Origin of the sequence: Mycoplasma sp. 4404, assembly GCF_034863325.1 — a bacterium.
GTDB lineage: Bacteria > Bacillota_I > Bacilli_A > Mycoplasmatales > Metamycoplasmataceae > Mycoplasmopsis.
This window is the reverse complement of sequence record NZ_JAYFFE010000001.1, coordinates 146,292-170,551: the sequence shown is the minus strand read 5'-3', so window position 1 is coordinate 170,551 and position 24,260 is coordinate 146,292. Positions and strand designations below refer to the sequence as shown.

The following is a 24,260-nucleotide window of genomic DNA, read 5'->3' as shown; positions in this document are numbered from 1 at the left end:
AAAGAGGGTAAAATGAGTGAAAATAAACTTAATTTAGACTTTATTGATAATTTACTTCCTAAAAATGAATTTAAATCAATCGAAGTTAAAAAACTATCTGATGTAGTTTTGTCGATTGATGAAAACAGACTGGAAATTAGTGAATTTATCTCTCAAGATGGAGATATAAATCCTGCAATTATCAAATCAAATGATGAAAATGTTTTAACAAATAAGTATTTACACCACTTTTTAAGAACAAAAAGCAATTTAATCCACGAATTAGTTAAAGATAAAAGTAATTTAATTGATTCTAACTTACTGAAAGTCTTAGATATAGACATAACAATTCCTTCAATAAATTACCAAAACAAAATAATTGAAACTATTGAAAATCTTGAAAAAGTTTGTTACAAGTTAGAAGTAGATTTATCAAGTGACCGCAGCGAAAAGCAAAAACAACTAGAGATATATGAAAAATTAATTTTTGAATATCTTGAATCAGAATCATTTGATCAGTTAACTGAAAAAATATCAAACCAAGATACAATAGTAAATCTAATTAAACTTATTCAATTCATATTTAACACAACAATTACTATTCAACTCTCTAAAGTGGCTAAATTATTTAGAGGCGAAGTAATTAGCAAGGATTTCATCAGACAAAACCCTGGAGAGTATCCTGTTTACTCATCTCAAACACTAAACAATGGAGAATTAGGAAAAATTAGCAAATACAAATTTGATGGAGAATATGTTTCTTGAACTACAGATGGATATGCTGGAACTGTATTTTATAGATCAGGTAAATTCAGTGTGACAAACGTTTGTGGGTTAATTGATGTAAATAAGTCAATCATACTTCCAAAATATCTATACTTTTATTTATCAGTTAATTTAGATAAATACGTAAACAAGACTTTTTCAAATGCTAAATTAATGTCGAATCAAGTCGCTGAAGTTAAAGTAACTTTTCCAAATCTAGAAACTCAAAAGCATATAGCAAATATATTAGATATCTTTTCTAGTTACACAGAAAAGCTGAAAGCGGAGCTGAAAGCGGAGCTGAAAGCTAGATCCACACAGTATGAATACTACAGAAATTCATTGCTTTCAAACGATAAATCAAAAAACTTACAAGAAAATATTAATTTCATTAAATTGGGTGAATTAGGTCAGTTTTATTCAGGTTTAAAATCAAAAAACAAGAATGATTTTGAAAACGGAAACAAAAAGTTTGTTACATTCAATAATGTATACAATAATCCATCTTTAAGCCTTGATATTAATAACTTTGTAAAAATTCAAGATGGTGAAAATCAAAATAAAATAATGACTGGCGATATCTTATTTACTGGTTCATCTGAAAACATACACGACGCTGGTATGACTAGTGTTGTTATTGGGCAAATTAATGAAGATATCTACTTAAATAGTTTTTGCTTTGGGTTAAGACCAAATGAACCTGAATTGCTTAATTTAAGTTATATTAAACATCTTTTAAGATCCGAAAACATAAGATCTCAAATTACAAGATGCGTTAATGGGGTAACTCGTTTTAATGTGTCAAAAGAAGATATCAAAAACGTTACTCTACCAATACCATCATTGAATATTCAAAATAAAATTGCTGATGTATTAGACAACTTCGAATCAATTTGTAAAGACCTTAAGATTGGACTTCCGGCCGAAGAAATTAAAAGACAGCAACAATATGAATTTTATAGAAACTCTATCTTTGAATATCTTGAAACTAACTCATTTGAAAAATTAATGAGAGAGAGAGAGAGAGAAGATAACTTAACCACAGGATTAATTAAGTTAATTCAATATATCTTCAACACAAACATTACTATTCAGCTTTCTAAAATAGCTAAATTATTTAGAGGCGAAGTAATTAGCAAGGATTTCATCAGACAAAACCCTGGAGAGTATCCTGTTTACTCATCTCAAACACTAAACAATGGAGAATTAGGAAAAATTAGCAAATACAAATTTGATGGAGAATATGTTTCTTGAACTACAGATGGATATGCTGGAACTGTATTTTATAGATCAGGTAAATTCAGTGTGACAAACGTTTGTGGGTTAATTGATGTAAATAAGTCAATCATACTTCCAAAATATCTATACTTTTATTTATCAGTTAATTTAGATAAATACGTAAACAAGACTTTTTCAAATGCTAAATTAATGTCGAATCAAGTCGCTGAAGTCAAAGTAACTTTTCCTACTTTGGAAACTCAATTTAGAATAGTCCATATATTAGAAAATTTTGAATCAATTTGTAAAGACCTTAAAATCGGACTTCCAGCCGAAGAAATTAAAAGACAGCAACAATATGAATTTTATAGAGATTCAATCTTTGAATATCTTGAAACTAACTCATTTGAAAAATTAATGAGAGAGAGAGAGAAGATAACTTAACCACAGGTTTAATTAAGTTAATTCAATATATATTCGGAACTATAAAAATTAAGTTAAAGTACTTTGTGACAATGAAATATGGAAAGGGAAACAATATTCCATCCACAGAAAACGGAATTTATCCAGTTTATGGTGCTAATGGTATTGTTTCTTATTTTGATGAATATAATAATGAAAATTCTGCAATTGTAGGTCATATTGGTAGTGTAGGTAATGTTATTTGAGGAGATGGAAAACATTTTGTTACATATAATGGAACAATCATTAAGGGCTTAAAAAATATTGCCAATGACAAATTTATATATTATTTATTATCTTCTATGAAGCTACACCAATACCAAAAGGGTAGTCAACCCTTCTTATCAATCAGTGATTTTAGTGATGTAGAATGTATTTTACCATCACTAGAAACTCAAAACAAAATAGTCGATATTCTAGATACTTTTGACACTATGTGCAACAATTTAAAAATAGGTCTTCCAGCTGAAGAAGCAAGAAGACAACAACAATATGAATATTATAGAAATTTAATATTTGATAAATTATCAGATAAAAATAATTAACACTTTAATACCTATATCCAAGCTGTATAAAACTAATATAAGCAACATATAACAACAAATAAAGGTGGATTTACTATGGCAAAAGAAAATCACGCAATATTACACACTCCTGAAAACACAGTTATTGCTGAGTTTGATTTTGAAAAACAAAGACAAAGACCTACAAATTATCAGTCAGAAGCTGACTTAGAAAAAGAGTTTATTAATCTTCTAACTAGTCAAGGTTATGAGTATATTCAAATCAAAAATTCAGAAGAACTTAAAAATAACTTTAGAAAGCAACTTGAAAGATTAAATCAAGTTACTTTTACAAATAGTGAATGAACACACATTCTTTCTGAAATTTCAGGAAAAGGCAAAGGTATTAAAGAAAAAACAGAAATTATTCAAAAAAATAACATTATCCCTCTTGAAAGAGAATTATCTAATGGTGAATCCCAAACTAAAAACATTAGATTAATTGACTTTAAAAATCCACAAAGCAACATACTTCAAGTAATTAATCAGTATGAAGCTGACCATGGTAAATACAAAAATAGATATGATGTAACTATTTTAGTAAATGGTCTTCCTTTGGTTCACGTTGAACTTAAGAGAAGAGGTGTAGACATCAGAGAAGCTTTCAATCAAATCGAAAGATACCAAAGTGAAAGTTTCTGATCTGATGAAGGTTTCTTTGAATTTATTCAAATCTTTGTCATTAGTAATGGAACTGAAACAAAATACTACTCAAATACAACTAGGGATTTAAAAACTTCATCAAACAAATCCGGTTCAGCTGTTAAGAAAAGCAAACAATCATTCCAATATACATCATATTGAGCAGATGGGAAGAATAGAAAAATTACTGATCTTATTGACTTTACTAGAACATTCTTTTCAAGACACACGTTGTTAAATATTCTTACTAAATATTGTGTCTTTGATTCAAATAAACAACTATTAGTAATGCGTCCATATCAAATTGCAGCTACTGAAGCAATCATTTCAAAAATCAAAATGATGTCTTCATTAGGTAACTGAGGTAAAAAAGATGCAACTGGATATATATGACATACTACCGGTTCAGGAAAGACACTTACATCATTTAAGACTGCTGAATTAGCAAAAGAATTAGACGACATTGAAAAAGTTATCTTCGTTGTAGATAGAAGAGACTTAGACTTCCAAACAATTAATGAATATAACCGTTTTGAAAAAGGAAGTGTTAAAGGTGTGCAATCGACGAACATTTTAAGTCAAGTGCTTGAAAATGAAACTGTTGAAGATGAAAGATCTAAAATCTTAGTCACAACAATTCAAAAACTTTCAAAATTTATTGAAAAAACACCTAAATCAACTATATATGATAAAAAAGTTGTATTCATCTTTGATGAATGCCACCGTTCACAATTCGGTAAGATGCATAAAAGAATTGTTAACAAGTTCAAAAAATACTTCTTATTTGGATTTACAGGAACACCTATATTTGTTGAAAACGCAAATACAACAAATGGCCAAATGTTAACAACTGATATATTCAAAGACCAACTTCATACTTACACAATTTTAGATGGTATTAGAGACCATAACGTTCTTAAATTTAAAGTTGATTTCTTGAATACATTTAAATCTGCTTCTGGTATTGAAGATAAGAAAATATATGGAATCGATAAGAAAAGTATCAAGGAATCAGACAAAAGAGTCGCAATGAATGTTCAGTACATTCTTGAAAACTTTGATAGAAAAACCAGAGCAAAAGATGGTTACTCATTTTCTAAATTAGTTAACTATGATGAAATGGTTAAAAGCAAGGATAACACTGCTAAAGAAATAAAAGTTGATACAAACCTTCAAGGTTTCAACTCTATTTTTACAGTTGAAAATATCTTGATGGCTAAAAAATACTACCTTGAATTCAAAAAACAATTAGCAGAGCAACATAGAAATTTAAGAATTGCAACAATATTCACATATGCACCTAATCCAGATCCTGAATCAGGAGTTTTTGAGGAAGAAGATATTGATATCCCTACAAATGTAACTTATGATTCAACTGATAAAGAATTCTTAGCACAAGCTATGAATGATTATAATCAAATGTTCAAAACTAACTTCTCATTAGATGGTGCTGAAGGGTTTGCTAACTACTATAAAGATGTTTCATTAAGAATGAAAAACAAAGATATTGATATCTTAATAGTTGTTGATATGTTCTTAACTGGATTTGACTCACCTACATTAAATACTTTATGAGTAGATAGAAAACTTGAATATCACCGTTTAATTCAAGCATTTTCAAGAACAAACAGAATTTTAAACTCTGTTAAAGTATGTGGAAACATAGTTTGCTTTAGAGATTTAAGAAAAGAAGTTCAAGATGCTATTGCATTATTTGCTCTTAACGATAAAGAAGCTTCTAATACAGCTTTATTTAGAGATTATAATTTCTACTTAAATGGTGAAACTAATGAGAAAACAGGTGTGCACGTTAAGGGTTACATTGACTATGTTAATGAAATAAAAAAAGAATTCCCACTTAAGAATTTAGATCAAAGAATCGAATACTTCCCTGAAAGTAAGAAGAAAGAATTTGCTAAGTTATTTGGAAAAATCTTAAAATGTAAGAATACATTAATGGTGTTTGATGAATTCCAACAAGATGCTAATAAAATTATTCCTGACAGAGACTTGCAAGATTATCAATCTTACTACTTAAATATTTGAAATGAATTTAAGGACAAAGAAAAGAATGATGGTTACAAAGAAAATATCATCAATGATATTGTCTTTGAAATCGAATTAGTTCAACAAGATGAAATTAATGTTGAATACATCATTAGATTAATTGCAACTAGATTTGCTCAAAAAACAGATACTGAAAAAGTTAAAAAAGAAGTTGGTAAACTTGCACAGTCAAGTACTTCTCTTAGAAACAAAAAGGATCTTATTTTAGAATTCATTGACCAATACAATATTCAAGATATTTCAAATACTGCTACTGAAAATGAAATTGAAATTAACACTTGAGAAGAATGAGAAAAATTCGTTCATCAAAGAGCCGGACAAGAAATTAACACAATTATTAATAGCCAAAACATTCAAGCTGAGCAAGCTAAAGAATACATTCTTAACTCACTTGAAAGTGGAAGCTTAAAATTTGATGGACAAGGCTTGGATTCAGCTATCAAAGCACCATTATTTCCACGTGGTGCAAATTCATCAAATAGATATGAAACTAAGAAAAAAGCGTTCTCAATCTTCCAAAACTTCTTTAACAAATTCAAGGATATTCTTAATATCAAAAAGTTCAAGAATACTTTAAAAAATGATAAATAACTCAATATTACCAGAGATTCTTCTGGTGATATTTTTATTTATCCCTATGGTTCAAACACATAAGTTACAATCAAATATTGACAACTTGATATAATCAAAATAAGGGGTGTAAATTATGGAGCAAAAAAACATTATTAAGATAACTGCAAACAACTTTCTAAAGGTTTTTTTCAAAAATCCTTTACTTATTTTTCATTCAAATAATTTAGTTGATTGAATTAAACAATCAGCTTATTTTGGTAAATATAATGTATCAATTGATGATTATTTAAGCAATATTAAATTCGGCAATATTGACGAATTAGACGATGATGAGGATGAGTCTAGCGAAAACGCAATTGACGCAAATAAAGTGTCTGAATTTATGTCTGAACAAAGCTTGCAAATGGAACTAGATACAAATTCAGATAAACTTGTTTGAAGCAATAATTTCTTGCATGAATTAGATTCAATTTTTGCAAAACAAGAAAATAGCGAACAAGTTGAATTTATTAAAGTTAACATTTCTGAATTCTTACAATTTAAATTGGATGCATACAACTGATATTTAAATAAACACAACTATAAACCAAATGAAGTTGGTTATATTAAGCAAATTGATAATTTAGAAGTCAAATTGCAACAAACTCTTAATTACTTAAATGATGACAAAATCAAAGTAATTATTGAACCTGTATTTGCTTATAAAATCGAGAATCAAAATGATGTATTTTATTTAACTTCATCAGCACTTATATATGATAAACAACTTAAAAAATATGTAGGTCTATCATATGTTGATAAAGCTAAGAAAGATTTATATCAAAAAAACTTTTATAACTACAACGTACTAAATAAAGCAAATATTCCTCTTGAATCTATTAGCGAAATTATTATTAATCCATTTGTTAATAAACTTAGATTAACACAAAAAGACAAGATTGATTTTTATGAAGTCTTTTCAGCAATGACAAAAATAAAATCGCCTTCAAAACCAAGTAATAAATCTGATAAATTAGATTGAATGAGCGAAGATGATTTTTATAATTTATTCACTCCAATCGAACACGGATTGTTAAAATCAGGAACACTTGCATTGTATGATTCGTGAAATGAACAAGACTACTTAAATAACTTTACAAAAAATTCAAATTCCTTTATTTTGAGTGCTAAAAGAGGATATTATTGCGATAGAAGTTTAGGACTTAATTTAGAAGAATTTGTAGCAATACCTAATGCAATTAAGACATTTAGTGAATTTATAGACCAAATAAAAGAAACTCACGATATCTATAAATCAGTTAATTCATTAATTGAAAAATCAAATGGTGTTTTTCTTACAAAAGACAAGAGAGGAAGTTCACCTGAGTCATATGTTTACTACGAGCAATTTGATAGTTACATTGACAAAATAATCAATTCTTATTATTTAGCACCCGAATTATCTAATATTGATTACAACTTATTTAGATATTGTTTCAGCAAAGATGCTGAAGATAATTTTGAATTAATGAATAATTTAAATGATTATATAAATGCATACAAAAACTCACAGATTTCAAACAGTTCTCTTATTAATATACCTACAGATGTATTCAAATCACCTGATAAATTAGTTATTAGAGCATATCTTTATGGAAAAGATTTTATACCTTATTCATTTGGTAGAATAGTCAAAGAATCTGAAGATAAAGTGCATGAGCTAATTAACAAATATGAAAAAATAAATGCAATAAATGTTAAAGCTGCTCTTGATAAAATCTTTAAAATTCACTTAAAAGATTCGGTAATTGTTTGATATGACTATGAAGGTTTTTCATCAATTTATCCGGTCATCCCTGGTACATCATCATACCAGCAAATTGTTAACCAGGTATCTGTTATCAAAACTCAAAATGGTAAAGAAATTTACAAAGAGAACTTTGTCATAGACACAAAAAACTTTGATTTATCCAAAATAATATATATGTTTAAGATAATTCACGATAAAGATGCAAAAGGTTACGTTGTATATAATAAGACATACGAAAACACAAGAAATAAAGAACTTCTTAATTTAATTGAAGTTGAATACAAAAATAATAATGAAAAAATTCAAGAGCAAATTCACTTGCATTTTGAAACATTAGGAAACTTCAAACAAGTAATTAATGAAATCAACAATTTAGCAATTGACTTAAATGATATTTTTAAATCAACATCAACAGAACTTAAATCTAGGCTAAGTTCAGACAAATATTTCATTGTATTTAAAGAAAATACAAGCAATGAAACATTAGAATTAGTCAAATTAATTAATAGCGATACTGAAAGATTTACATTAGATAGAATTTGTTATATTAATGAACTACTAAGATTTAGTAGCATTAAGAAAGTTGAAAAATACATTACACATAACAACTTAAAACTCAAAACATTGATTACGCCTTATTCAGAATTAGTTATTCAAAAAGGAACTATGGCAATGGAGAAAGCTCAAATTAGACACGCAAAACTAATCGGGGATTCACATTGAGAAAATGACATTGTTCCTGAACTTAAAAAGTACTGTGAAAATGATGTAAGAGCTATGATAATGGTTTATGAGCTTATTATGTATATTCTTAGACTTCGGTTCTCAGAACTTGATGAATATGAGTACAAAATAGATTCAGAAAGATACGAATATAAGATAGAAAATGAGCGAATAACACTAGCTCCAAGATATTAAAATAAAAATACAAGTAATTATTACAACTGAAACTGTAATTATTTGCTTGTATTTTTTTAATTAGATTTAAGAATAGCGATTAATTCATTTAGAAATTCAATTGTTCTATCGATTTGGTAATTAGTTTTAGATTTAACATCATTGCTAAAATAATTGTTTTGATTTTCTTTTAATTTTAATCATTCATTAAAATTAATATTTTTAGCAACATAATTTTTCAAATGTTTGAAAAACTTATGATTTGGATTTTTATTGTTCCTGCTTGTCTCAATTACATTTTTAATATGTTGCAATTGCTCGATTAATTCATAAAATTCGTTGTTATTATTGTTTGAATTCATCATTTCGTCAGATGAGAAATATCTTTGCTTGATATTATTTATTTCATCTTCTGTAAATGAATATGAAATATTATATAAATTACCTAAATGCGAATAGTCACCTTGTCTTATTTTTCTTTTGAAGCCTTCCAATCCTGGTTCTTTTAAATATTCAACATTTTCTCCATAAGTAGATAAGTAATAAGATATTTTAAATCATTCCATATCTTCTTTAGTAAAGTCTGGCTTGCTCTGTATTTCAGCTCATATTTCTTTCATATCTTCAGATGACTTTTCAAGTAATTCTTTTGGTATTTTAGCTAAATCAATTAATTCTTCATAATGACTTAAACCTTCAAGATCCGAAATAGATGAAGGAAGCATTCAGTAAAACCTCAATATAAACTGACATATTCTCAAAAATTTATTCATAAAAGTTGAATAAATATTTTTAGGAGTTTTAATAAAAACCTTATTACCTTTATTATTTTTTACATATAAATTATTAAATGGATTTATATTAGAATAAGCAACCCAATTATCAATACCATCCTCTGGGTCATACCAAATTAAAATATCTTCATCAGGATTAAATCAATCAAGCGCAATTGATAAGGTTGTGATATTTTGGTTAAGATCTTCTAAACACTTGTTCATTACATTATTATAGAATTGTGATTTTCTATTTTGTGGATTTTTGAAACCATTTGTATTTAGTGTATTTAAAGATCAAAAATTTGATTCTTCTCATTTTCTAGAGATATCATTTAAATATATGTTATTGTAATAATTTCAAAATTTAGTAGTAGCTCACTCTTTGACTCAAATATCACTTCTATCTACTATCCAATCAGGGAATATATTTCGATCATCTTTTTCTGAGGAATCTACTTCAAATTCTTTCTCAGACGGCATAAGTTCCAATACTTTTTTAATTATTTGAATAGCTTCATTTTTATTGAATTCGTAGTTGTTAAAAATCAATTGATCAAAAAAGTATTTTTTATTGTTTATTAAATCTACTTCAACCTTATTGCTTGATTCATTACTTATGCTTAGTGAGTCTCAATAATTAATTGATCAAATATTTGCATTTTTAATTAATCTTAATAAATTAGGATCACTAATAAATTTATCTTCTTCATAGTTAAATTTTCAGAAATCTATAAATTTACCTGCTAATTTAACAAATTCTTCTTTTGTTTTACTATTTGTTGTTTCTGAAAATATTCTATTCACAACTTTATGGTTTAATGTTGTTAATAAGATATCAGAAAATCAAAATTGATCACTTCTGTTTTGGAAAATATCTTTTTCAAACTTAGATATAGAGTTACCAAATGTTCATTCAAAATTTTTATAAAAATTCTTAAAAGACTTTAAGTTAATTTTAAATTTTCTGCTCAAGTTATATTTTTGAGTTTTTTCATTGTTTATTTTTTTAATTATATCCAACCCATTGTTTAAAATTGTTTCATTAAAATTAGTTTCAACCACATACTGAGATAATTTAGATTTTAGTTCATTTAACTTTTCGATTTTAAACGATTCGTATTCAGATTTTTGTTGCTCTTTTTCGGTATTTGGATCTATTAATTGTTTCAATAACGCATATTTTTCTTCAATTGAATTTAATGTTGATGAAATCAAAAATTGAATTTTATTTCTTTCATTGACAAAATTGATCAACGATTCATTTTTATTATCATTGGAATTTGATAACAACAAATTCTTTAAATATATAGATATATTTTCAATAATCTTTTTAATTTCTGTTTGAAGTTCATTTGTTTGATTAATTTCACTTATCAGCGAATAAGACTCATTAAAAAATTCTTCAGGTTTATATTGACCCCCTCATATTATCTTTTTTTCTTCTTTTGTGAAAAACTTACTTTCATCTTCTTCTGAACAGCTGACTGAAGAAATTAAGGGTATAAATAAACTAGAACTTACTGTTAATAATAAAAAGGCTTTACGCATCAGTCTCGCCTGATATAGTTATAGTAAGTAATCCATCATTTAAAATTTTGTTTATTAATTTATATTTATAGTCAACTAATTCATTGTATTTTACATGTGATTTCGGTTTCAAATAAACTTTTATTTTTTGAGCGTATTTCAAATCAGCTTCTTTTATTCTTATAAATTCTATCGTTGAATCTGTACCTTCGCTTTTTAATCAAGTAAATGGTGTTTTTTCTTTATAGTCAATATTTGATCAAGTTCCAACTAATGAATCAATTTCGAGCTCAAAATCAAATAAATTAGTCAATTCTTTTTTTGCTTCTTTTAAATAGAAATCATCAGATATATTAACGCCATTTTCACGATAATCGCGAGTATTGATATTAAAATCAAGCATATCTCAAGATAATACTAATCTCATATTCTTTTTAATTATTTTTTCACTAATGTCAATCTCTAAAATCTTTTTAATGGTATCTTTATTTTTTATTAATAATTCTTCATAAATATTTTCATTTTTCTTATTTTTATTAAAGTTAATTGTTAAACCTTTTTTATTTTCCTTTAATTTTATAAGGGGTACTTTTTCATCATTTTTGCTTGGTAAATTAAGATATATCTTGTTATTTAGCGTATCTCTCAATACGTCAAAATTAACAGATCCAAATCCTGTCACAGATCTTGCATTGTTATCATGTAAACTTTGTATTGGTTCATCATTCATTGAATATATTAAATCAATGTCTTTCATAAAATTTGGTGTATATCCATATGTTGGGTAGTTATCAGTATAGAATGATGATGAAGCCAGGGCTGCTCTCAATTCTCTTATCTTTATTTTACCTGGTTTTTTGTTCTCTGAAGCACAATATAACCCTACCAAACTGGCAGCTAACGGAGTTGCGAAACTCGTTCCTCTTAAACCAATGAAATTCTTCTTATAAATATGAAACAAATATTTTGAATAAGGTGAGTCAAAATAGTAGATATTTTTATTACCTATTTCAGAGCCATAATTAACAATGAGTGGAAAATCACTAATATCAAAAGCTCCTTGGTCAGAGAAATTCATAAACTCTCCTTTTCTATCTATCGCACCAACATATATTGCATTATGTGCAGTTTTAATAAATCCAAAACTTTGTTGATCCTTAAGATTGAAATTCATTTTTCAACGTAATTTTCAATTATTTTCTCACTCATTTGTATATGTATTTATATATCTTAATAAAAGATTTGCTCTTTCATAATTTCCTGCTGAAATGAAAAACTTCACATTATATTTATTTGCATATTCATCTATCATTCCACTTAACTTAGAGTAATGTCATCTATTTCTATCTAATGAAACTACTTTTTCTATATAGTTATTTCTATATCCTCAGTTATTAAAATCATTCTTGTTATCAAAATAAGTGAATAATGGATGTCCTGGATACATAAGAGCAAGTTGAAATGGATTAAATTTGTGTTTATTATTTTGGTATATTTCAAATAGAAATTCATGTTTCAAGTTCATTAATGTCTTTTTAAACTTTTCAAATTCTTCAGGACGTTCCTTTTTAAAAGTATTTGAATGTCACTTAAATTCAGTACAAATTTTTCAAAATTCATCCAGATTTTTATATTTAGGTTTTTTAGCAGTATCATTTTCATCTGGTTTTGTTAGATTTTTCAAAAACTCTTTATAAGCTGTACTGTTATACATTAAGCTTTGTAAACCAACACTAATATTAATAATGTTAACTTTAGATGCAAGCATCTTCTTTATAATTAAATCAAGTGATTTTAAATCAGAATAAAAATGATCGTCTGAATATTTTTTTCATTCATTCGTTCTTAAATCAGGGTTCGCTATTCTAACAACTTCATTTTTCTTATAATCATAAAATGTAACATTTCTAGAATCATTATAATAAGTGAAACTATTTAAACTAGCACTGTGAATTTCTGCATTTTTTAAAATACCAGAATCACCAGCTATTAAATTAGAAATTTGTGTAGAATGTGAATTGAAAAATTCATATAGTATTCTTTCAGAGAACTTCATATTGTTAGTCGAATCTGAATTTCCAGAAACATTATCACTTATATTTTTAGATAATGCTTTTTTTAGAGAGTAATAATTACCATCAATTATATTATTACCAGTTACAACATCAACTGCTAACCTTTCTTCATTATGGTTCCCTCTATAAGTTGGTAAATATAACTTCACTTTTTCAGGTCGACCCAAAAATAAGTAGGGATTAACAAAACCTAGATCAATAATACCAATCTTAATTTTTTCTGTATTCTTTACCACTTCTGGATTGTTAATATAATTATCTATTCCCATTTTTTTATGAATATCTGAAAATAATGTCTTGCTAAATGGTCTTAATTGATCATTAAATACTTCCAAAGATTTTAAGTATTTTTTTAATTCCAATTCTTTTAGTTTTTCTCCACTTTCTGCAATATCGCTTGTATTTGCACTTATAGAAAATGCGCCCCCAATTCCTATTGATGCAAGTGATAACCCTAGAAATAATTTCTTAAACTTATTTTTAATTTTGCTAAATTTAAACATAATCACCCCTGACTGACATTTTTAATCTTTAAAATGTCAATATATTTTGATTGTACTCTTTATTAACTGCAATATCTTATTTATTTGTAATTTCTTTACAAAAAGCTTTATTTTTCATATTTTTTTACACATTTTGCTTTTAAAATTCAAAAAATTGATTTTATGAACTCAAAAAAATAAGTGATTAATGAAATTTTTATGAATTTAGTAGATATATTTAATTAAAAAAATCAGCTATTTTCTGTTAGTTTGATAAAAGAAAAATATAATTTAAATATGAAAAAAATATATCTTCACACAAATACTGAATATTCATTTTTAAACTCTGCTATCAGAGTTGAAAAACTCATTAAATTAGCAGTTGAAAATGATTTAGAATTCTTGCCTTTAACAGATAAAGAAAACTTATATGCATTGCAATATTATTGAGATATGCAAGATAAGTTTAATATCAAACCGCTTATTGGTATTGAACTTGATTTATCAGAAGGATTTACTGTTATTGTATTAGCTAAAAACAATGATGGATACGCTTTTATTAATCAACTTATTTATGCTAAATCTGAAGGAAAAGTAGTTTCATACTATGAACTTGATAATTCAGATATTTTCATTATTGACCATCAATACTTAGGACATAGATCTAAAGGTATTGCAGTTGATAAATATTTAAGTAATTTTTATTTAAATAATAAAACTCCACTTGAATATCAAACTGTCTATGCACCAGCTAAAAAAGTTTTAAATTTTGAGGATAATGAAATCCTCAGAGTTATTCAAAAAATTGGTTCAATTAACGAAGAAACTCAAACATATAATGAATATTTAGATGAAGAAGATTGGGAAGATCTTCACGAAGATGTATATAAAAATATGTTATACATTGCACAAAATTGCAATGTTTCTAAACCTAATAATTCAATTAAATTAGCTAAATTTTCAGATAATGCAGCAGCAGAATTTAAAAAATTATTAATTAATGATAGAACCAAAGAACTTATTTACAAATTCGGCGAAGATGTTGTTGTAAACAGAGTTAATTATGAGATTTCTGTTATTGCAAAATTAGGTTTTATTAACTACTTTTTGATTATTCAAGACGCAATTGCTTGAGCTAAGAAAAATAAAATTGAAGTAGGACCTGGTAGAGGTAGTGCTTCTGGCTCAATTATTTCTTATATATTAGGAATTACGGATATTAATCCACTCGAATTTGGATTGCTATTTGAACGTTTCTTAAATATTGACAGAGTTTCTCTTCCTGATATTGATATTGATATTCAAGATAACAGAAGAAATGAAGTTTTAGAATACATTAAAAATAAATATGGAGAAGAAAATGTTGCTCTAATTACAACATTTCAAACTTTAGCACTAAAAAACAGCATCAGAGATGTTGCTAGATACTTAGATGTACCACTTTCAGAAGTTGAAAAAATTTGCAATGCAATTAAGTCAACTGACTCAAGTCTTGTTGATGCTTATGAAACTAATTCAAAATATAGATCATATGTAGATAAATATTCTAACTTACACGAGTATGCTTCAAAAATTGAGGGGCTACCAAGACAAATCGGAACACACCCTGCTGGTATTATCGTTTGTGATCAACAAATTAATAAACTTATTCCCACAATTTACAATAATGGGCTAATTCAACAAGTTCAATTTACATTAAACCATTTAGAAAAATATGGTCTTATTAAAATTGACTTTTTAGCACTTAAGAACTTAACTATTCTTAAAGAAATTGAAGATTTATTAGAACGTGAACAGACTTTTGAAAAAGTCATAGGAGATAGTTATTCAGTTCGGTTAGAAGATAAAACTAAAAAATTACTTAATAACACACATACAAACGGAATTTTTCAACTTGAATCAATAGGAATGCAAAGAACAATTAAGGAAGTTAAAATTGATTCATTTGATGATATCTATGCAATTGTTTCGTTGTTTAGACCTGGTCCAATGGAATTTATTGGTACATATGGTAAAAATAAACAAAACCAAAACAGAATAGAAACAATTCATCCACTATATGATCAAATTGTTAAGCCTACATTTGGAATTATTGTTTACCAAGAGCAAATTATGCAAATTGCACAACAAGTTGCAAATATGTCTTTTGCTCAAGCTGATTTACTTAGAAGAGCAATTTCTAAAAAAGATGAAAAGCTATTACATAGCTATAAAGCCGAATTTTTCAAAGGTGGATTACAAAACAATATTTCTATAGACTTATTAGAAAAAATTTATTCAAATATTGAAAAATTCGCTGCTTATGGATTCAATAAATCGCATGCTGTTGCTTACTCATTAATTTCATATAAGTTAGCTTTCTATAAAGCAAACTACCCACTTATTTTCTATAAAGTGTTAATTTCAAATTCATCATCAGACCAGCAAAATATCAAAAAATACACTGTTGAAGCTAGTGATCAAGACATAAAAGTTCAATCACCTGAAATTAACAATTCATCAAATATGGTTGAAATTGTTGATAATGAACTTTATTTACCATTCAATATGATTAAAGGAATTGGTGAAAGTGCTGTTGAAAAAATACTTGAAGAAAGAAATCAAAATGGTCAATATGAAAACTTTATAGTCGCATATCTTAGATTGAGAAATTTAGGAAATGTAACTGAGTCAAATATTGAAACACTTATTAAAGCTAATGCATTTAGAGAATTTTATGGAATGCAAACTTTATTAAATGGACTAATCATTTGCAAGCAACTTAATGATTTATTTGTCGCTTCATATAAGAAAATTGAAGGCGACAAAAAACAACAACTCCAAGAGTTTATTAAAATGCAAAATATTGAGCAAATTGAATTTGAACTCATACCAAGTGATTTAAATGAACAAATTCAATATGAATCTCAATTATTAGGAAGCATTTATAACTTAAATTCAAATATTTCAAACAAACACAATACATTAACATTAGATCAACTTACAGATCAATATGAGTGAATTGAAGTTATGTTGACTAAAGTGACTAAGGATGCTAAAGGTAGACCTAGATTATCAGTAACAGATTCAACAAAATCTGTAACAGTTTTTGGTTTTAATAATAGAGCTATTGAAATTCTTAACGACACAAGACCTAGAAAAATGTTGATTTTAATCAAAATTAGTAAGGGGTTTTATAACTTTAGTGATTGAAGAGAGGTAGATAATGGATAAGAAAAACTTACATTTATTAGTTGATGGAAACTACTTAAGTTTTCAATCATTTTATGCAACATATTATGGAAATCCTAATGACATTTTAAGAACTTCAACAGGTTTTCCTACTAATGCAATCAACTTATTCTTCCATCAACTTCTTAAAATATTCAACCAATTTAATCCAACACACATTTTTATAGCTTTTGATAGTCAAGGAAAAACTTTCAGACACGAAGCTTTTGATGAATACAAAAGTGGTAGAGCTTCAGCTCCATCTGAATTATTTGTTCAAATGGACAAAATTAAAGAAATGTTAACTCTTTTAGAAATTCCTTGAAAAGAGCAAACCGGTTATGAAGCTGACGATTTAATCGGCACTTACGTTAAAAATGTCGCTCAAGGAGAAGAGAAAATTATCTTTTCAAAAGACAGAGACTTACATCAATTAATTGATGAACACACATCAGTTATTATTAAGAGACCTAAAAAAAATAAATTTGATTTATTAACATTAGATATTTATCCTGAAGAATATGGAATTTATCCAAATCAAGTTCCTGATTATAAAGGTTTAGCAGGGGATAGCAGCGATAACTTACCAGGTATTAAAGGTATTGGAGACAAAACCGCTATCAGTATTCTTGATAAATACAAAAGTTTCATTAATTTATATGAACAAAAAGATACTTGAGCTGATAATTTTACAAAATCAATTATTACAAAATTAGAATCCGGATATGACCAAGGGCTATTCTGTTATAAAATGGCTCAGTTATATACAAATGTTCCAGATTTTAATGAGTCAAAAGATAACTACTTATTAAAACTTAATCTACAAAATGCAATGTCTATTCTTGATGAACTTGAATTAGTTAGATTAAAAGAAAGTATGCTAAATTATGATAGCAATAGTAGGTAAAATTTGCTCTGGTAAAACACACTTTTTAAATACTGCAAGAGAATTAGGTTACAAAACATTAAATCTTGATGAATTTGTAAACGATTTATATGAAAAAAATACTGATTTTATCAACAAAATTAACAATAAAATCGGTAGTTTTTTAATCAAAAATAATCAAGTTTGAAAACCGTTTATTAAGCAATGGGTAAGTTTAAATCCAAATAACTTAAAAATACTTGAAAAGTATGTTTTTGAAGTAATTTTTGAGCACCTTAAATCAAATCAGTACGATTTTGTAGAAATACCAATTTTATATACAAAAATAGTCGATTTTTCAATCTTTTTCTCTACAGTCTATCATATGCAAATAGATGAAGAAAATAGGTCACAATTCTTAAAAATTAGGGGTGTGGATAACTTTACAAAAGAAATTTTAGACAACCAAAACAACTACAATTGAGACACAAAAGATTTTTTTAGGTCAAAAAAGGTTGTGCATATCCCTATTAATATTAGAGATAGTAAAGAAAAAATAAAAGAATTTTTGGAGCTAAAAAAATAAGTAAGTAAAATTAGAGTACCAAAAATTTCAAACACAAGAAAAAACAGGAGGAAGCACCGATGATTTATCAATATTTCGCAGTTGAAAAAGTTAACGAAATAACAATGGAGGACCTTAGTAATTTACGTGAATTTTACGGTCCATTTTTAGGTGCTGACCCTGTTTTTCTTTACCAATATTTATTAGATATTGTTAAAGATAGCAAATACAAAAGAAGTAGCTATGATTTTTTAACTCTAACTACATTCTTAAATATGCACGAAAACAGATTAAATCAAGCTAGATTACAACTTGAAGCCGTTGGTTTAATTGATACTTTAAGAGATGATGAACAAAAAATCACTATCTTTAGTATTCAAAAACCACTTAATGCAGCTGGTATTAAAAATAACCATTTAATTTCAGAAATGTTGAAATCTAAAATCGGTGATACATACTTCAAAATTAAAGTTAATAATAGATTGAAAAAATCAAACATCATCGAAACACCACACATTCAAGATGTTTCAGCAAGTTTCTTTGATGTATTTAATAATGAGAATGAGCAAGCTCAATATCCAAAGAATGAATTTGTTGACAATTTAATTAATTTAGGTAAATTAAGACAACAAAATGCCGATTTTGCACCAGTTGATTTTTCTATGTTAGAGCCTATTAGTTTATTAAACGAATATAAGTATTCAAATAAATATGAAGCTTTAATTAAATTAAGCACAAGAGATTTCTATAAATCAATTTCATATGGTTTCAGAAATGAAAAAATTGAAAACAAATTAGATGAATGAATTAGCAAATTTACTGATTCAAAAATCATTAACTATGTTTTATATATTTCTAAAGAAAAATCTTCAACTCCTAACGAGTGATTTAAACATGCAAACTCAATGATGGTTGAAATTAAAAATGCAGGTCTTATGAGATTCGACACAATCGAAGCTTATTTTGATGGAAAATTTAAAGATAAAAAAGAACAAAAAATTTTCCATGAAAAAGAAGCTTTCAAGAATGCACTTAAACATTAATTGGAGACTTAATTAATGACAAACAATAATCAAAATCTAGATTGAAGAATTTTTCTAGATAAAAACTTGAAAATAGATCCTGCACAGATTATTGCTGATATCAAGAAAAAAGAAATATTAGCACAACTAATAGATGAATTAAATATCTCAGATAAGGAAATTTGAGATTATTTTGTTCATTTAATTGATTACTATAAGCAAAGAACTATCGATAAAAATCTACCTATTAGAAATTATTTTTTAAGAGATGAAAATGGTAAATTGCAGTTAGTCAGAAAAATAGCAAATAATGATGAAGGTAGAAAATTAAGATTAGAAAATCACTTAATTTTCACAGACATCAGTGAACCAATTAATGATGAAGTTATTGAAAATGTAGTTATAAATGATGAAGACTATATTGACTTACACAAATATGTAGAAGAGTTAAAGGTAAAATTAAAAGAACACAATGAACTATCAATGAAGGGGCTTTTAATTTCTGGAGTAAGAAAATCTCAAAGAAGTAATTTACTTTCAAGAATCGCAAATTCTTTTGCATTAGATAACAAAACTGTTGCTTACATCAATATAAATGATTTAGACCAAGAGATCAAAAAAACATTTGATAAGAAAAACTCAAATGACATTGATTTTATTAAAAAACAGCTTAGTGAAGTTGATTTGTTAGTTTTAGATGAAATTGGACTTAAAAACTTAAGTATTTGATTCTGAGATTCAGTAATTATGGAAATTTTAGAACAAAGATCAATCAATAATAAAATTACTTTCTTTGGAACATACTTTACATCTGAAAAAATGTTTACACACTTAAAAGAAATTAATGAAAATAGTAAATCAACAACTAAATTAACTGAACAAATGCTTACTAAAATCGTTGAAGTTATGAGAGAGCTAATTTACAAGGAAATCTCAATCGGATAGGAGAAAAATGAATAAAACGAAAATTTTATTAGCAGGAACACCGGAGTTCTCGGTTCCTATTTTTGAGGAAGTTATCAAAAACTTTGACGTTGTAGGAATTGTTTCGCAGCCTGATAAACCAGCAAATAGAGGTTATGCACTTTTACCTACTCCTACAAAATTATTAGCTCAAAAATATAACATTAGACTTTTTCAACCTGAAAAAATCGGACAAATTTATGACGAACTTAAAGAATTAGATTTTGATATCTTACTAACTTGTGCTTTTGGTCAATATGTTCCTGAAAAAGTTTTAGCTCTTCCGAAATTAGCTTCAATTAATATTCACGGTTCACTATTACCTAAATATAGAGGTGCTGCACCTATTCAATATTCACTTCTTTATGGAGATAAAGAAACCGGACTTTCATTAATGTATATGACAAAACAAATGGACGCAGGTAACATTATTAAAATGGTTTCAATTCCAATTGAAGACACAGACACATCTGATACATTGTTTGTAAAATTATCAAAATTAGCTACTGAAAATATCACAAAATGACTTGTAGACTATGTTAAAGGTGATTTTAAGGAAATTGTTCAAGATGAAGAAAAAGTCATTTTAAGTCCAAAATTATTAAAAGAAGATGCACTCATAACAAGCGATTTATCAGTTGAACAAGCATTTAATAAAATCAGAGCATTCTCATCGAACCCGGGTGCTTATGTTATTTTAGATAACAAAAGAGTCAAAATTTATTATGCTACAAAACACAAAGTTCCAAATGGATTACCACTTCAATTCACTGATGGAAAGCTATGAGCAGTTGATTATCAATTCGAAACTAAAAAACGTATTAAATTAAATTACTAAACTTGATTAATTTTCAAGTTTTTTTATTTGCTTCAACTAAATATGTTTACATATTTAAAGTATAATTATAAAGTATGAAAAAGACAAAAATATCATTGACTATTAATTCAAAAATTAAAGATGCAATTATTTTTGAAAAAGAAATGAAGCAAATTATCAAAAATTTTGCAGAATACTTTGGTATAAAAAAACAAATCATTGTTGATGTTTCATTAGTTTCTCCTCAAAAAATTAAGAGATTAAACAAAGAATACAGAAACAAAGATTATGTAACTGACATCCTTTCATTTGGATTTGATGATAGTTCTATGTATGACGAACTTCCATTTATTCATCTGGGAGAGTTAGTTATTTGTTGAAACAAAGTTGTAAGACAAGCAAAATATTTTGGACACTCAATTAAAAGAGAATTCTGCTACTTATTCACTCACGGATTAGTCCACTTAGCAGGATATGACCACGAAATTGAAGAAGAAAGAATTCAAATGAATAAAATGGTTGATGATATTTTTAATCCTTTAAAAATAACAAGGAAAGAAGGTACAAATATGACATTTGAAAAATTAAAAGATTTACTTAAATATACTTATACACCATATTCAAAATTCCCAGTAGCAGCAATTTTGATCGGAGAAGATGGGAAAGAATATTATGGAGTTAACGTTGAAAACGCTGCTTATCCATCAGGTTTATGTGCTGAAAGAAGTGCTATGTTTGGTTCAGTAGCATACGGTGGAAAAGTTGGATCATTTAAAGAAATTCACATTATTAGTGGGAAAAATGAAATCATTAGCCCTTGTGCTGGATGTAGACAAGTTATGACTGAATTTATGCCTCTTGATGCAAAAGTTTACCAATACAGTAATGATGGAAAACAATTAAGAGTTAACACAGTTGAAGAATTAGTTCCATACAGCATCAGAGCTGAAGAAATTACAATTAAATAATTATGAAAATATGTTTTGCAAGTATTTTAGGAAGACCAAACGTAGGTAAAAGTAGTCTTCTTAATGCTATTATCGGCTACAATGTTGCAATTGTTGCTAATGTAGCTCAAACAACCAGAGACCAAATTACAGGTATCTATACAGAAAATGATTTACAAATCATTTTCATTGATACACCTGGTATCCATAAACCACAAAATAAACTTGGTGAAGCTTTAAACAAAAATGCTTATGATGCAACTAAAGACATAGATGTTCTTTTATTCTTATCTCCTGCTGATGAAGCAATTGGTAAAGGTGATGAAATGATTTTAGAAAAAATCAAGCACGTAAAAAACAAGATTGCTGTTATTTCTAAGATTGACAAAATTAAAAAAGATCCTCAAAAGCTACTTAATAAAATCAAAGAGCTTAAAGAACACGGTTTTGAAACAATTATGTCTACTGATGTAAACGATCCTAAATCAATTAGTGCTTTAATTAGTGAAATTGAAAAATACGCTTACGAGGGTGAAGCTCAATATGATCCTGAATACATCACAGACAAATCTATGCGTTTTATAGCAAAAGAAATCATCCGTGAATCTGCAATTAATGAACTTTATGAAGAGCTACCTCACTCAATTGCTGTTGAAGTTCTAGAATTTGAAGAATCTGAAGATAGATTAGATATTGATGCAATTATCTATGTTAAAAAAGCTTCTCAAAAAGGTATGGTTATAGGTAAAAACGGTGAAAAAATCAAAAAAATAGGTACAGTTGCTAGAAAGAAAATTGCACATCAATTCGATATTCCTACATCATTAACTTTAAAAGTTAAGATAGCTAAAAAATGAATCGATGATGCAGATGCACTTGAAAAATTTGGTTACTCTACTAAATAATTTTTACAGTTGGTATTTGTTAATCAATACCAACTTTTTATATTATTTTTGTGTTTTATCATACCTATTATTAAAAGTTTGCTAAAATATAACCAATATAAAAAAGTTATTTTCGAAGCTAAAAAATAACTAAATATTAACTTTTTATAAAATTTAAGGAGAAAATATGAAAAAAGTATTAATTTTAGATGGAAATCTTTTACAAAATGAAAAATCATACTCAACTAACATTTTAAATTACATTGAAGAAGCACTTAAATCAAAAGAAAATGTATTAATCGAAAGAGTGGACTTATCAACTACAAAGCTAAATGAACATTTTTTAACTAAACAAACATTTACAACTTATTACACAGATGTTGAGTCAGATAGATGAATTCAAAAACTTAAAGAAACTGATTTATTAATCATTTCAAACCCAATGATTAACTTCGGACCTAGTGTCATAGTTAAAAATTTCATCGATGCTATTTCAGTTGCTAATAAGACATTTAGTTACAAATACTCAAAGCAAGGTGATGCAATTCCTTTATTAACTAACTTAAATACAGTTATAGTTTCAACTCAAGGTGCACCACAGGGTTGATACACTTGAGGCAATCATTCTGATTGATTAAAAGGAACATTTAAATTCTTAACAGGTAATGATTCAAAAGAAATTAAATACTTTGGAACAAAAGTTTCTCCAATTAATCAAACTGAACCAAATCACGTTGATGAACACATCAAAGAACAAGTGGATCAAATATTTAACTAATCCATCATTTGGTGGATTTTTTGTATTAAAAAAACATTCAGTTGCCTGAATGCTTGCATCTATAAGCCGTGTTCTGTCTAGGTCGACAATTTATCTAATGACTTAATGTCACTCCATTATTTTATTCAGTTCTAAAATAATGGTTCCTCTACCAAAATTTGAGTTTCTAACTCGTGGAGTTTACCCGTTTCATATTTCTCGTCTCTGTGGCACTAGTCGTTTATACACATAATGCATAACCTAAGCTTATTTGGCTTAGCACGATCACTACCATCATCGCAGATGGTGTTAGCACGGACTTTCCTCTACATAAAATGCAGCTGTCGACTGATGCAAATATATAATAGCATTTTATTTATTTTATAGTCATAAAAATCTTAAAAATTCTTAAATT

Annotated in this window: 15 protein-coding genes and 1 other RNA gene; 13 read left to right on the top strand and 3 right to left on the bottom strand. The window is 27.0% G+C overall.

The features are described from left to right. The first annotated feature begins 12 nt into the window (after nt 1–12). The 4 genes from VBN07_RS00700 (at nt 13) to VBN07_RS00685 (ending at nt 8,976) form a co-directional block, all read left to right on the top strand. Nucleotides 13–2,406, top strand: coding sequence for a restriction endonuclease subunit S (locus tag VBN07_RS00700; protein ID WP_323177414.1), 2,394 nt, complete (start codon nt 13–15; stop codon nt 2,404–2,406). Nucleotides 2,407–2,477: 71 nt separating this feature from the next. Further along, nucleotides 2,478–2,969: a restriction endonuclease subunit S gene (locus VBN07_RS00695; protein WP_323177413.1), complete on the top strand. Its 492-nt coding sequence runs from the start codon at nt 2,478–2,480 to the stop codon at nt 2,967–2,969. Nucleotides 2,970–3,044: 75 nt separating this feature from the next. Continuing rightward, nucleotides 3,045–6,287: a type I restriction endonuclease subunit R gene (locus VBN07_RS00690; RefSeq protein ID WP_323177412.1), complete on the top strand. Its 3,243-nt coding sequence runs from the start codon at nt 3,045–3,047 to the stop codon at nt 6,285–6,287. Nucleotides 6,288–6,402: 115 nt separating this feature from the next. Continuing rightward, complete coding sequence (locus tag VBN07_RS00685; protein WP_323177411.1) at nt 6,403–8,976, top strand: UU173 family protein; 2,574 nt, start codon at nt 6,403–6,405, stop codon at nt 8,974–8,976. 56 nt (nt 8,977–9,032) lie between these two features. Here VBN07_RS00685 and VBN07_RS00680 read toward each other — a convergent pair whose 3' ends face one another. Further along, nucleotides 9,033–11,279, bottom strand: coding sequence for a hypothetical protein (locus VBN07_RS00680; protein WP_323177410.1), 2,247 nt, complete (start codon nt 11,277–11,279; stop codon nt 9,033–9,035). Further along, nucleotides 11,272–13,836 (bottom strand): S8 family serine peptidase, encoded by a 2,565-nt coding sequence (locus tag VBN07_RS00675; RefSeq protein WP_323177409.1) that lies wholly within the window; start codon nt 13,834–13,836, stop codon nt 11,272–11,274. Before VBN07_RS00675 ends, VBN07_RS00680 begins: the two co-directional genes overlap by 8 nt. Nucleotides 13,837–14,112: 276 nt before the next feature. Here VBN07_RS00675 and dnaE point away from each other — a divergent pair, with 276 nt between their 5' ends. From dnaE to VBN07_RS00630, 9 genes are all read left to right on the top strand, one after another. Continuing rightward, nucleotides 14,113–17,028 (top strand): DNA polymerase III subunit alpha, encoded by a 2,916-nt coding sequence (dnaE, locus tag VBN07_RS00670; RefSeq protein ID WP_323177408.1) that lies wholly within the window; start codon nt 14,113–14,115, stop codon nt 17,026–17,028. Continuing rightward, entirely contained in the window at nt 17,021–17,932 is a 912-nt protein-coding gene (locus VBN07_RS00665; protein WP_323177407.1) for a 5'-3' exonuclease, read from the top strand. The genes dnaE and VBN07_RS00665 overlap by 8 nt, the downstream gene beginning before the upstream one ends. Continuing rightward, nucleotides 17,913–18,476: a dephospho-CoA kinase gene (locus VBN07_RS00660; RefSeq protein WP_323177406.1), complete on the top strand. Its 564-nt coding sequence runs from the start codon at nt 17,913–17,915 to the stop codon at nt 18,474–18,476. The genes VBN07_RS00665 and VBN07_RS00660 overlap by 20 nt, the downstream gene beginning before the upstream one ends. 59 nt (nt 18,477–18,535) lie before the next feature. Then, entirely contained in the window at nt 18,536–19,498 is a 963-nt protein-coding gene (locus tag VBN07_RS00655) for a hypothetical protein (RefSeq protein ID WP_323177405.1), read from the top strand. A gap of 15 nt (nt 19,499–19,513) precedes the next feature. After that, nucleotides 19,514–20,422 carry a hypothetical protein gene (locus VBN07_RS00650; protein ID WP_323177404.1) on the top strand — a complete coding sequence of 303 codons (909 nt, stop codon included), beginning with the start codon at nt 19,514–19,516 and terminating at the stop codon, nt 20,420–20,422. Nucleotides 20,423–20,429: 7 nt separating this feature from the next. Continuing rightward, nucleotides 20,430–21,278, top strand: a complete 849-nt coding sequence (gene fmt / locus VBN07_RS00645; protein WP_323177403.1) for a methionyl-tRNA formyltransferase — start codon at nt 20,430–20,432, stop codon at nt 21,276–21,278. A gap of 74 nt (nt 21,279–21,352) precedes the next feature. Beyond that, nucleotides 21,353–22,225 carry a cytidine deaminase gene (cdd, locus tag VBN07_RS00640; protein ID WP_323177402.1) on the top strand — a complete coding sequence of 291 codons (873 nt, stop codon included), beginning with the start codon at nt 21,353–21,355 and terminating at the stop codon, nt 22,223–22,225. A 2-nt stretch (nt 22,226–22,227) separates the two neighbouring features. Next, nucleotides 22,228–23,109: a GTPase Era gene (gene era, locus VBN07_RS00635; RefSeq protein ID WP_323177401.1), complete on the top strand. Its 882-nt coding sequence runs from the start codon at nt 22,228–22,230 to the stop codon at nt 23,107–23,109. 166 nt (nt 23,110–23,275) lie between these two features. After that, on the top strand, nt 23,276–23,866 hold the full coding sequence (locus VBN07_RS00630) for an FMN-dependent NADH-azoreductase (RefSeq protein ID WP_323177400.1): 591 nt from the start codon (nt 23,276–23,278) through the stop codon (nt 23,864–23,866). 57 nt (nt 23,867–23,923) lie between these two features. Here the strand turns inward: VBN07_RS00630 and rnpB are convergent. Continuing rightward, an RNA gene (gene rnpB / locus VBN07_RS00625) (RNase P RNA component class B) lies at nt 23,924–24,201 on the bottom strand. Nucleotides 24,202–24,260 lie beyond the last annotated feature (59 nt).